We start from the raw sequence: 14,866 nt of genomic DNA, 5'->3' as shown, positions 1-14,866 counted from the left end.
CATTGCGTTGCATCTTTTGCGCTCTCTACTTTTCAGTTAATGAAAGGGATGTTTCTTTTATCTCTTCAAATTCATTTAATAGGTACTTAGCTATCTTTTCAACTGCGGGGAAGTCTACTATTTCCTCATGTGATCCAGGGACAGAATACTTATTTACTCTTCCTTTTAATAAAGGTCCCCAATCTGTAAACAACTCTTTTCCTTCCTCAGCACTAAAGTAGAGAACTTCTCCAGAGTATGGTATTAAATCATGCTCTGCCATTATATTCAGGCATTTCCTATGAGCATTGATAACTTGCTTCAAATTGATAAGATCTGCATCAGGCGGGAGTACTCCTTCCATAATTAATCGCTCTACAAGCATATCTTGTTTATGGAAGAGGCCTTCTTCCTGCTCAGTAAAATCTCTAGGAATGAAATGCTCATATATATATGAGAGCATATCCTCCGTTGTTTTATAGTCCTGCTCTGAAGGTACTTTAGTATCCATTAGTATCAACAACTCAACTTCCTCACCTTGACTCCTTAGTACAGTTGCGATTTCATAAGCAATCGCACCGCCTAAAGACCATCCTCCAAGACGATATGGACCTTCTGGCTGAACACGTTTTATTTCTTCGATGTAAAGTTGAATTACTTCCGGCAAAGTTAACTCGTCAATTTCTTTCTTTTCTATAAGAGGATTCTGTAAACCATAAAATGAACAATGGCTCTTAAGCAATCTTGCTAGTTGAATGTAACAGAATACATTCCCCATAAACGGATGAACGCAGAAGAAAGGTCTTTTCTCTGATTCTTGTAGTGAAACTAGCGCTGCTACTGATTTCGTCATATCATGCTTATCACGAATAAGGCATGCGATTCCTTCCACTGTTGGATTCTTAATCAATGTAGACACCTTAATCTCTTTTCCAAACTTCTCCCTAATTTTTGAAACTAATTTAATTACAAGGAGAGAGTGTCCTCCTCTATTAAAGAAATCATCATTTACATAAACATCTTCTATCTGTAACACATCCTGCCAGATTTTAATCAACTGATATTCAATTTCATCCCTTGGAATGATTGGTGTAGAGAAGTTATTTTCTCTATGAATAGTTAAATTGTTCAATGCCTTTCGATCAACTTTGCCATTTGTTGTAAGAGGAATCTCGTCTACCTTAATAAAGTGAGCGGGAACCATATAATTTGGTACTTGTGTCTTGAGATACTCACGCCACTCATGCATACTAACATCTCCAACTACATAAGCAACCAATCTCTGCTCTCCTAATTTATCCTCTGTTACCAAAACTACTGCTTCTTTTACCAATGGATGCCTCTCTATACTCGCTTCAATCTCTTCAAGTTCAATACGAAAGCCCCTAATTTTCACTTGATTATCAATTCTTCTCAAGTAATCTAAATTACCATCAGGTAAATAACGAACCAAATCTCCCGTACGATATAAACGTTCTTCTTCATTAAATGGATGACGGATGAATCGCTCTGCTGTTAATTCTGGGCGATTCAAGTATCCTCTCGCTATACCTGCACCTCCAATATATAGCTCACCTGTTACACCAACTGGAACAGGTAACAAATTTTTATCTAATACATAAGTTTGAACGTTCGGCAACGGACGGCCAATTGTTACTCTCTTACTATCTTTTTTGATATGATAGCATGTTGCATCAACCGTACATTCTGTAGGACCGTATACATTATAAAAATCAATTTTTTCTGTCTCTACTAGCTGTTCCCATAATGACGGCATAATTGCTTCACCACCGACTAATATCTTACTTGGTACATGAACATCAGCACTTATTTCTAGCAATCCTCCATCTATAAGTAATTGAAGTAATGAAGGTGTCATATCAAACATTTCCAATTTATTCTCCCTAATATAGGACACAAATTGTTCCGGATTAGTGCGAACTTCACTTGGGATAATATATAAACTTGAACCATAAAGCAACATTTGTAATTGCTGAATAGATACATCAAAGGCAATTGACGCATTCAAACCGACGCGCATATTACTAGGTATGTCATGTGAGAAAACTTCTTTTTGTAAACCATAGGATAGGTTTATTACAGAATGGTGCTGTACTAAAGCCCCCTTTGGATTCCCTGTCGAACCAGAAGTATAGATAACATACGCTAAGTTTTCCCCTGTTACCTCACATATTGGTGAAAGTTTGCTTTCTTGAGAAAGCATTGCTTGGTCCCTATCTAGGCAAACTGTCTTGATGTCTTTAGGTATCCATCCTAGTAATACCTCATTTGTAACTAAAACTTTAATTCCCGTGTCTTGTAAAATATATTGCAGGCGGCTTTCTGGATTCGATGGATCCAATGGAACATAGGCTGCTCCAGCCTTCCAAATTCCCATGAGACCAACAATCATCTCAACTGATCGATCAAAGCAGAGGCCAACTAATGACTCTGTCCCAATTCCACATTTCTGTAAATGATGGGCTAATTGATTAGCTCTTTCATTCAGCTCTCGATATGTTAGTTGCTGTTTTTCATCTACTACTGCCAACGCGTCAGGTGTACGATTTACTTGCTCTTCGAATAGTTGATGAATTACATTTTGACGTGGATAGGATATAGTATTATTATTCCATTCTTCCAATAGCTTTCTTTGTTCAGCTTCCGTAATATATACTAGCTCCGATAGATTTTGATCAATGTTTTTGAGCATTTGCATTAACACTTGGTGTAAATGACCCAGCATTCGTTCAATGGTTACTCTATTAAACTTACTACGGTCATACATTAACTTTAACGATAACTGGATTCCTGGAACTACAGCTAACCCTAATGGGTAGTGGGTTTGTTCTACCCCTTCCAATTCACCAATTTCCAGATTTTCTGAAGACTCCTCTTTCACTGGATAATTTTCAAACACATATAAACTATTGAACAGCGGTATTCCTCTAGGAACTTCACTCCACCCCTGAATCTCTGTCAAAGAAGCATACTCATATTGTCTTCTTTCTATCTCTTCCTCTTGTATCTTCTGCAACCAATCTATTAATTTTATATCATCCATCAATTGAATTCGCGTCGGTGACGTTGTAATGAAAGGACCTACGATGTTTTCAACATCAATAATCTCCGTAGAACGCCCTGAGCTTGTTACACCAAAAACAATGTCATTTTCTCCACTATATCGGCTCATGAGATATGCCCATGCCCCTTGAATTACTGTACTCAAAGTAAGTTTATTGCGTTTCGCCCATCCTTGTAACGCTTGAGTCTGCTCTTCTGATAAATACGTAACCTTCTCTGTGTAACCTTTTTCTTCCTCTTTACTTTCTAAGCCCAGCAAAGTTGGCGCAGTAAAACCTTTTAGCTTCTCTCTCCAGAATTGTTCCGCCTGCTCCTTATCTTGTTCTCTTAACCATTGGATATATTTCTTATATGGTGAGGACTTAGGTAACTTCACAGCTTCTCCATTCATTCTCTTCTGATAGACTGTAAGTAATTCATTAAAGACCAATGGTAAACTCCATCCATCCAGTAAAATATGGTGATGGGTCCAAACAATCCGATATTCTTCCTCACCTTCTTGAATGACTGTTACCCGCATCAATGGTGCTTCATCAAATTGGAAGGCTTGTTTTCGATCTAATGCCAAAAAGACTTTTCTTTTTTCCGCTATCTCTTCACTTGTCATTGTACGCCAGTCTTCTTTGTTCACTTTAAATGGGATATTTTCATACACCACTTGTACAGGTTTTTCAATTTCGTCCCATACAAATGCTGTACGAAAAATTTCATGCCGCTGAATTACAGATTTCCAAGCCTGCTCAAAAGTAGGAATATCCATTTCCCCTTGAATCATAAAACTCAATTGCACTATATACGGTGCAACATGTTCATCCCCTTGATCATGCAATGTGTGGAAGATCATACCTTCTTGCAAAGGTGATAGTGGATATAAATCAGTAATCTGATTTTTCTTTCCACGATGCATTTTATTTAGTACATTTGTCAAACCTTCTTGGCTAAGATTAGCCATTGCAAAATCCGAAATGGTCAGTGCAGATTCTCTATCTGAAGATTGAATCAATCTACTCAGTTGATATAGCATATTCTGTGCAATACTTTGAATCGTTGATTTGGCAAATTGTCCAACATTGTATACCCAAGTGAACTGAAGTTTTCCATCCGTTACAACCCCAATTACATCAATTACATGCGATCGCTTGGAACCGGCAGCATGATCTAAACGCTTAAATTTGTTCTCTGGAATAAACATTGCATCGCTAGAAAACATTTGGTCAAATTGTCCAAGATAGTTAAAACTAATAGACGGTGTATATTGGGAGCTTAATGGCTCACACATTGTTGTGTTCATGTAACGCAACACCCCATAATCAACACCCTTATTAGGAATTTTGCGAACTTGTTCTTTAACTGCTTTTAATGCTGCAATTGGCGTATTAGCATTAGTAATATTTAAATGAACTGGGTAAATACTTGTAAACCATCCCACGGTTCTCGATAAATCAACATCTTCAATAATCTCTTCTCGACCATGTCCCTCTAAATCTACGCTTAATATCGGCTGCCCCGTACATGCTGCTGTAGCTTGTACCAATGCTGCTAATAATACTTCATTGATTTGGACACGGTGAGTGCTTAAAGTCTCTTGCAATAACATACGGGTCTCATTCTCGTTTAACACCACAGTAATTTCCTCAGTTACTGCGCTTACTGGATTACTTATAGTACCATCTACTGGCAGTATAACTACGTCTTGTTCAACCTGCTGCTCCCAGTAATGTAGCACTTCTTTTGATATTCCAGTTTGAGCGTAATGTTGTAATTTCTCCGACCATTCTTTAAAAGATGTACTCTTCATAGGTAATTGAATTTTTTGCCCTTGGACCGCTTGCGTATATGCTGTTTGCAAATCTTCCAATAAAATTCGCCAAGAAACACCATCCACGGCTAAGTGATGAATTGTCCAAAATAATCGACCAGTCTCCTCACCTTCATCAAAATACACCATTCTCATTAAAGGACCATCATGTAAATTCAATCTTTCTTGTGCAACATTAATCTCTTTTTGAATAACTTCATGCCAATCCGCTTCCGGCACTTCGTCTAATGAAATGACAGTCAGCATCAATTGTTCTTCAATTCCTTCATTCCACTGTTCCCAAGTCCCATTAGGTAAACGTTCATATCTTAAACGCAGGGCATCATGATGAAGTAGAAGGTTACGCGCTGCCTTTTCCAGTGATCCTATGTCCAATTTTTCTTTCGTTCTAAAGAACATGGATTGATTCCAATGATGTGGATTAGGATGATTTTGTGCAAAAAACCTTTGCTGAATAGGTGTAAGTATCGTCTCTCCAGTTATAATTCCTTGTTCAGCTTGTACACCTTGTTCTTCTTTGACTACTTGCGCCAACTCAGCAATCGTTTGGTGTTCAAATAGTTGTTTTGGTGTCAACTGTAAACCAGCTTGCTTTGCGCGAGAGACAATCTGAATGCTAAGAATTGAATCTCCACCAATTTCAAAAAAGTTATCATAAATACCAATACGTTTTGAACCTAGCACACGTTCCCAAATGATAGAAAGCTTATGTTCACGTTCATTTCTTGGGGCCGCGTAGCCTTCTTGTATTCCTTGATAATCTGGTATAGGTAACGATTTCCGATCAACCTTTCCATTTATGGTTAGCGGTAATTCTTTCATTTCGACAAAGTAGGAAGGTATCATATGGATTGGCAGTTTTGTTTTAAGATACTCTCGCCATTCTTCTACACTACCTTCGCCCACTACATAAGCTACTAACCTCTTATCTCCCGACTGATTTTCCCTAACTATTACAACTACCTCTTTTACCAAGTCATGCTCTTGTAAAGTCGACTCAATCTCCCCAAGTTCGATTCGAAATCCTCTAATCTTCACTTGATTATCCATTCTTCCTAAGTAGTCTATATTACCATCAGGAAGATATCTCACAAGATCGCCTGTTCTATATAACCTCTCGCCTTCTTTGAATGGATGAGAAATAAATCGTTCGGATGCTAACTCTGGACGATTCAAGTACCCCTTTGCTAGACCTACTCCTCCGATATAAAGTTCCCCCATCACACCAACTGGAACTGGCAACCTATTACTATCTAATACATAAGTTTGGACGTTAGGCAATGGACGCCCAATTGTTACTCTCTTACTATCTTTTTTGATATGATAGCATGTTGCATCAACCGTACATTCTGTAGGACCATATACATTATAAAACTGTATTTTATCAGTCTCTACTAGCTGTTCCCATAATGACGGCATAATTGCTTCACCACCAACCAGTACCTTACTTGGAACATGAACGCCATCACACGTTTCTAACAATCCGGCATCTATAAGTAATTGAAGCAATGAAGGTGTTATATCAAAGATTTCTAACTTGTTCTCCCTAATATAAGCTACAAACTGCTCCGGATCACTTCGTACTTCATTCGGAATAATATACAAACTTGAACCATAAAGCAGCATTTGTAATTGCTGGATAGATGCATCAAAGGCAATTGACGCATTTAAACCGACATGCATGTTAGATGGTATCTCATGTTCGAAAACTTCTTTTTGTAAACCATGCGACAAGTTTAGTACAGAATGATGCTGTATCAAGACACCCTTTGGATTCCCCGTTGATCCTGAAGTATAGATAACATACGCTAAGTTTTCTCCTGTTACTTCACATTTTGGTGAAAGAATGCTTTCTTGTGAAATCATTGCTTGATCCCTATCTAGACAAACTATCTTGATTTCTTTAGGTATCCAGTCTTCCAATGACTCGTTCGTAACTAATACTTGAATTCCAGTGTCCTCCAAAATATATCGTAGACGACTTTCTGGATATGATGGGTCTAATGGAACATAGGCTGCTCCAGCCTTCCAAATCCCCATAATACTAACAATCATCTCAACTGAACGCTCAAAGCAAAGTCCAACCAATGATTCATTCCCAATCCCGCATTGCTGAAGATAGTGGGCCAATTGATTAGCTTTTTCATTCAGCTCTCGATACGTTAACTGCTGTTTTTCATCTACCACTGCTACCGCATCAGGTGTACGATTTACTTGCTCTTTAAACAGCTGATGAATTGTACTTTCCTGTGGGTATGCTACAGCATCATTATTCCACTCCTCCAACTGTTTTTGCTGTAATCCTGACAATATAGGCAACTTAGCTAATGCTTTATCAGGATTCTCCACGATTACATTCAACCAGTTCCCAAAATGTTCAGCCATGGATTCAATAGTTAAGCTGTCAAATAAATCAGTTCTATAAACAAAAGTAAGTAATAAACCCTCTTCCACTTCTGCAGCAGTTAAACTTAAATCAAACTTAGCGATAGGAGCATTACTTTCCATTACTTCTATATTTCTTCCATGTAGTTCTGGTAGCTTCTGTCCCGTATTTTGCAAAGTAAACATGGTTTGGAAAATCGGAGAATGGCTTGTATTTCGTTCAGGTTGGATAACCTCTACAATTTTCTCAAACGGAACATCTTGATACTCATACGCCTTCAATGCTTTTATCCGCACTTGAGACAACAACTCTTGAAATGCCGGTGCATTACTTAAATCAGCGCGATAAACCAATGTATTGACAAAGAAACCAATCAGCCCTTCAATTTCTCGATAATTTCGATTTGCAATTGGGCTGCCAACAATAATATCCGTTTGTCCCGTATAACGAGCAAGGAAACTTTGATACGATGCCAATAAGGTCATGAAAAGTGTGGCCCCTTCTTGACGACTTAGTTCGTTTAATTTATCCAGTAATGAGCGCGATAACAAAACATTATGAGTTAATCCATGGTGGGTTTGCACTGGCGGACGCGGACGATCCATTGGCAACATTAAGACTGGTAACTCACCGGATAATTCTTCCTTCCAATACGCAAGTTGTTGATATAGTACTTCATCTTTCAACCATTCTCTTTGCCACTGAGCAAAATCGGCATATTGAACTGGTAGTGGTTCCAGCTCTGCTTGTTTTTCACCAATCGTATTCTCATAAAATGCCATCCATTCTTGAAGCAAGATTTCCATCGACCATCCATCTGAGATAATATGATGCATATTACACAGAAGAACCCATTCTTCTTCTGAAATTCTTATGAGTTTCCCACGGAACAATGGCCCTTTTTCTAAATCAAATGGAGATTCGACTTCAGTTTGAATCCATTGCTCCAACTTTCTTTCTCGCTCCTCTAATGAAAGCTTAGTTAAGTCCATTTGCAGAAGCGGACGGAAAACGTACGGTTGAATCTGCTGCATAGGATGGCCATCCTCTTCATAAAATACAGTCCGCAAAGATTCATGACGCTCTATCAACTGATTCCATCCCAACTCCAATGCCTCAGGTAACCAATTCCCTGTAAGACGGCATGCCATTGGCATATTATAAAGTGCACTATTAGGTGCAAATTGATCAATAAACCATAAGCGCTGTTGGGCATAAGACAGTGGAATATTTCCCCCTCGTTCCATCGGCATCAATGGTGGAATTTCTCGTTTTTCGCTCCCCTTACGTAACTGATCTATTCGTTTCGATAATGCTTCGACCGTTGAATATTCGAACAGTTCACGTACTGGCAATTTGATTTGAAAGACTTCCTGTAAGCGTGAGACCACTTGTGTAGCAAGTAGAGAGTGACCACCGAGCTCAAAGAATGAATCCTGAACATCAATGTCTCTTATTCCTAGCACTTGACTCCACACTGAAGCAATAAGTTCTTCCAGCGGAGTTCTTGGGTATACAGTATTTTCAGCGGATTGTTCACTAAGTATAGGCAATGCCTTCAAATCAAGCTTTCCATTCGGTGTAAGTGGTAAAAATTCCATCTCAATAAAGTTTGTTGGAACCATGTAATTTGGTAAATGTGTTTGTAGATGTTCTCGCCATTCATGGACACTTCCTTCACCAACTACATAAGCTACTAATCTCTTATCACCTTGATTATCCTCTCGTACCAATACAACTGCTTCTTTCACAGAAGAATGTGCCTGCAAAACAGCTTCTATTTCTCCCAATTCAATCCGGAAACCACGAATTTTTACTTGGTCATCTATACGTCCATGGAACTGGAGATTACCATCAGAAAGATAACTTGCTTTGTCTCCTGTATAATAGAGACGTTCTCCTGACTTGAAAGGATGTGGAATAAATTTTTCCTTTGTAAGATCCGGACGATTAGCATATCCACGTGCAAGACTCTTCCCTCCAATATAGAGATCTCCAATTACACCAATTGGTACTAGCTGAAGATGAGAATCTAACACATAAACTTCTGTATTCGCAATCGGTCGACCAATCGATGGCGTACCTGTTGTCACCCCTACAGGTACGTAACAATCTGTAGTAACAACGGTATTTTCCGATGGACCATACTGATTAATTACCGCAAAAGGAATATCGCTAGATGGATACTGCGTTAATTGATCCCCACCAGTAATGATAAAACGAAGATCCATTTTATCTGGCCAAGATAATTTCAAGAGTCTTTCCAGAATAGGCGTAGGTGCAAAACTAGCTGTTATTCGTGAATCAATGAGCCAGTCCCTTAGTGCTTCTGGATTAATTCTCAGTTCCTCTGTTGACAAGTAGAGTGCTGCGCCAGCAGTTAGATACGGCCAAATCTCCTGGACAGCCGAATCAAAAGCAACCCCTGCAATCTGAGTCGCACGATCCTCTGCTGAAATATGATAAACTTCTTGATGCCAAGAAACCATATTCATTAATGAGCGATTTTCAACCATGACACCCTTCGGTTTTCCTGTAGAACCAGAGGTATAAACAATATAGGCTAAGTTCTCTGGATTTATTTGACGTGTAGGTGCGATTACGCTTTCCACTGTTAGTTCTTCTAACCTCACCATTTCGACGTGTGCGAAATGTCCTTCTTGTCCTTCCGCCGTCACTACAAATTGAATTCCTGCATCTTCAATCATGTATTCTAACCTTGATTTTGGATATAACGGATCTAAAACAACATAAGCTCCACCAGCTTTTAAAATGCCTAGTAAACTTGCCATTAGCTCAGCTGACCTCGGAAGATAAACTCCTACCACTGACTCTGGGGCTACTCCCTTTCGCCGTAAAACATTTGCCAACTGATTTGCTTGTGTATCCAGTTCACCATAAGTCCACTGTTTTGTTTGATCAACTACCGCAATCGCATCCGGACGCCTTGCTACTTGCTCCTCAAATCTGTCGCAAATAAGACCCTGATGAGACATTTCCATTACAGTGTCATTCCATGTTTCTAATAACAAAGTACGTTCGGGTTCTGATAGCATGCTCAGGTCATGCAACGGATTTTGTGGGCGATGAGAAACTTCATGTAGCCATTTCTCAAAGTGTCCTGCCATCCGTTCAATAGTAGTAGCATTGAATAAATCCTTATTGTACTCAAAAGTAAAAAGTAATCCCTCTTCCGTCTCAACTGCCATTACACTTAAATCAAACTTTGCAATTGGACTATGGCTTTCTATCATTTCAATACTTCTACTAGATAACACCGGTAACTCTTGTTTCATATTTTGCAAGATGAACATAGTCTGGAAGATTGGCGAATGACTTGTACTTCGCTCCGGTTGCACAACTTCTACAATTTTTTCAAATGGAATATCTTGATATTCATACGCCTTCAATGCCTTTTGACGAACTTGATACAGTACATCTTGAAATGTCGGTCTACCACTCAAATTAGCTCGATAAACCAGTGTGTTAACGAAGAAACCAATTAGTCCTTCAATTTCTCTATAGTTCCGATTCGCAATTGGGCTTCCGACCAGAATATCTTCTTGTCCCGTATAACGAGATAGAAAACTTTGATATGCAGCTAAAAGCGTCATGAAGAGCGTAGCCCCTTCTTTTCGACTAAGTTCATTCAATTTATCATGTAGCGTGCTTGGCAGAACCATAGTGTATGTCGACCCGTGATGAGTTTGTATTGCGGGACGCGGGCGATCCACAGGAAGTTGGAGTACAGGAAGCTCCCCAGACAATTCTTCCCTCCAGTATTGGAGTTGTTGATCAAGCACCTCCTCCTTTAGCCATCCTTTTTGCCACTGAGCAAAGTCGGAATATTGAACCGGTAATGGTTCAAGTTCCGCTACCTTTCCATCCGTTGCTTTCTCATAAAATGCCATCCATTCTTCAAGTAGGATTCCCATTGACCATCCATCTGAAACGATATGATGTAGAGTACAAAGGAGTATCCATTCTTCCTCTCCCACGTGCAAAATACTTGTCCTGATTAATGGACCCTCTGTTAAATCAAATGGCACTTCTGTTTCTTGTTGAATTAAACGTTTAACTTCTTCTTCTTGATCTTCAGAAGAAAGCATAGTTAAATCCGTTTTCGGAATTGATTGAAAAGCATACGGTTCAATTTGCTGTACGGGTTGACCATTCACTTCTTGAAAGACCGTCCGCAGTGATTCATGACGTTCTATTAGTTGATTCCATCCCGTTTCCAATGCTTCAAGTAGCCAATTCCCTGTAAGACGGCATACCATTGGCATATTGTAAAGGGCACTATTAGGTGTAAATTGATCAATAAACCATAAACGTTGTTGGGCATAAGATAGTGGAATAGCTTCTCCTCGTTTCATTGGTATTAGTGGCGGAATCTCTCGTTTTTTATCTCCTTTACGTAACTGTTCTAATCGCTTTGCCAGTGACTCCACCGTTGTATATTCAAATAGTTCACGTACTGGTAATTCGATTTGAAAAATTCCCTGTAAACGTGACACTACTTGAGTAGCTAGTAGTGAATGACCACCGATTTCAAAAAAGGAATCCTGAACACTAATATTTTTTATTCCTAACACTTGGCTCCAAACGGAAACGATGAGCTCCTCCACTGGTGTTCGTGATGAAGTAATATCTTCACTTATGAACTGTTCTTCTAATTCCAATAATGCTTTCCGATTCACTTTACCATTTGGAGTAAGTGGCATACCTTCAATTTGGAAAAAGTATGCCGGAACCATATAATGTGGTAATTGCTTCTTGAGATATTCACGCCACTCCCCAGTATCCCCTTCACCCACTACATAAGCTACTAACTGCTTATCTCCTGGTCGATCTTCCTTCACCAACACGACTGCCTCTTTTACAGATGAGTGATCATGTAAAGCTGCTTCTATTTCTCCCAATTCAATTCGGAATCCTCTAATTTTAACTTGGTTATCTATTCTTCCAATATATTCTAAGTTACGATCATTTATATATCTAACCAAGTCACCCGTTCGATATAATCGTTCCCCGTCCTTAAAGGGATGCGGAATAAAACGTTCAGTAGTTAAATCCGGTCGATTGAAGTAGCCACGTGCTAATCCTACTCCTCCAAGGTAAAGTTCCCCTGCCACACCAATTGGGACCACTTGTTGATATTGATCTAACACATACAACTCTGTATTATCAATCGGACGACCAATCGGAATAAGCATTGGTTCTTTTTCTAAATCACAATCGTAATAAGTCACATCCACAGTTGCTTCAGTAGGACCATACAAGTTAATTAACTTTGTTTGCTGAGCATTGTAAAAGATCCCCTTAAACCGGCGAACCTGTTCAGTGTTTAACGCTTCTCCACTAGTAAAAACTTGAATTAAAGACGATACATCCCTTTTCGAATTATATAATTCCATATAATCTAAGAAAGTAGATAACATCGACGGAACAAAATGCATGGTGGACACACGGTATCGTTCAATATACTCCTCAATCACCGCAGGATCTTTCTCTCCTCCTGGTGGAAGTAAACAAACACGTGCTCCTACAAATGACCACCAAAATAATTCCCAGACAGAAACATCAAACGAAAACGGTGTCTTTTGTAGGATTGTATCCTCCTCAGACAATGGGTATTTTTTCTGCATCCACTGTAGGCGATTTATAACAGAATGATGTTCAATCATTACCCCCTTTGGATTTCCTGTCGAACCCGAAGTGTATATAATATAGGCTAAGTTATTTGCTGTTACTCCACTCACCGGAGCTAAATTACTCTCTTTAGAAATCATTACTTGATCCCGATCTAAACAAATTGCTTGAATATCTTTAGGTAACCAGTCCTGTAGTGCCTCTTTTGTTAACAGCACTTGAATTTGTGAATTCTCCAAAATGTATCTCAGGCGGTTTTCGGGATAACTTGGGTCCAGTGGGACATAAGCCCCACCTGCCTTCAAAATCCCAAAGAGACCGATAATCATATCAGGAGAACGTTCAATACATATACCAACCAATGATTCAGGTCCGATACCTCGTTTTTGTAGAAAATGTGCCAATTGATTCGATTTTTCATTTAGTTCTTGATACGTTAGCTTTCCACCCTCATAAACTACCGCCACTGCATCAGGTGTCCGTGCAACTTGTTGCTCAAATAGCTCATGAATCATACAATCATGACCATAAACTACGTCCGTATCATTCCATTCTTCTAGGAGTTGTTTTTGCTCAGTATCTGATAACATTGACAGCTTTGTATATGATTCATCTGGATGATACGTGATTTCATTTAGCCAGTTCTCAAAATGTCCTGCCATACGTGCAATGGTACTACTATCAAATAAATCCGTGTTGTATTCAAATGAGACGAATAGACCTTCTTCCACTTCATAGGCAGTTAAGCTCAAATCAAATTTAGCAATAGACATATTACTTTCTACCATTTCAATACTTCTATCAGGCAAATCTAGTCGTTCTTGTTTTATATTCTGTAGCGTAAACATGGTCTGAAATATAGGGGAATGACTCATGCTTCGTTCAGGTTGCACAGCTTCTACCACTTTTTCAAATGGTATATCTTGATATTCGTAAGCTTTTAACGCCTTTTTCTTTGTTTGGTTCAAAATCTCCCGAAAGGTAGGGGTGCCACTCAAATCTGATCGATAAACCAACGTATTAACAAAGAAACCAATTAATCCTTCTACTCCCTTATGGTTCCGATTTGCAATCGGGCTACCAACTAGAATATCTTTTTGTCCTGTATAACGAGCAAGAAAGCTCTGGTATGCGGCCATTAAAGTCATAAATAAAGTAGATCCTTCTTGTCGGCTTATATCCTTCAATTGACTAAGCAATTTATAAGGAAAAATCACATGATGCGTAGCCCCAGAGTAAGTCTGCTTAACCGGTCGAGGTCGATCCACTGGCAGTTGTAAGATAGGAAGTTCACCAGACAATTCTTCCTGCCAATACGTAAGCTGACGATTTAGCACATCACCTTGCAACCACTCCTTTTGCCACTTCGCAAAGTCTGCATATTGAATGGATAGTGAACTTAATTTAGCAGGATTTCCGCCCGTTTCTTCTTCATAGAAAGCAAGTAATTCATTCATGAATATACCAATGGACCAAGCATCAGAAATAATATGATGCATCGTACACAGTAATAACCATTCATCCTTCTCTAATTGAACAAGCTGCTTACGAATTAAAGGACCATTCATTAAATCAAATGGTTCTTGCGCTTCTCTCGCAATTAAACTATCTACCTCTTTTTCTTTTACTTCTAGAGGAAGTTGAGAGTAATCCCTTACAGGTAATGCTCTAGGAAGAAATTCGAGAATTTGTTGCACAGGCTGTTCTCCTACTTCTTTAAAAACAGTTCGTAATGATTCATGACGTTCAATGAGTCGATTGAATCCCTTCTCTAATGCTTCAGGTATCCAATTTCCTTTTAGATGCCATACTGTTGGAATATTATATAAAGAACTGTTTGGGTTAAATCTGTCCATAAACCACAAACGTTGTTGCGCATAAGACAACGGGAGTGCTTCTTTATTCTCCTTTTTTTGCATTTGCTTCTGAAGCCATGCTCTCTTCTC

1 protein-coding gene is annotated in these 14,866 nt (G+C 39.0%); it reads right to left on the bottom strand.

Translation table 11 applies throughout. The features are described from left to right. Positions 1–25: 25 nt before the first annotated feature. Complete coding sequence (locus ATL10_RS06335; protein WP_481747226.1) at positions 26–14,839, bottom strand: non-ribosomal peptide synthetase; 14,814 nt, start codon at positions 14,837–14,839, stop codon at positions 26–28. Positions 14,840–14,866 lie beyond the last annotated feature (27 nt).

Origin of the sequence: Bacillus sp. 196mf (assembly GCF_003217275.1) — a bacterium.
In the GTDB taxonomy this organism is placed as follows: domain Bacteria; phylum Bacillota; class Bacilli; order Bacillales; family Bacillaceae_G; genus Bacillus_A; species Bacillus_A thuringiensis_S.
This window is presented reverse-complemented; position numbering and strand designations above follow the sequence as displayed.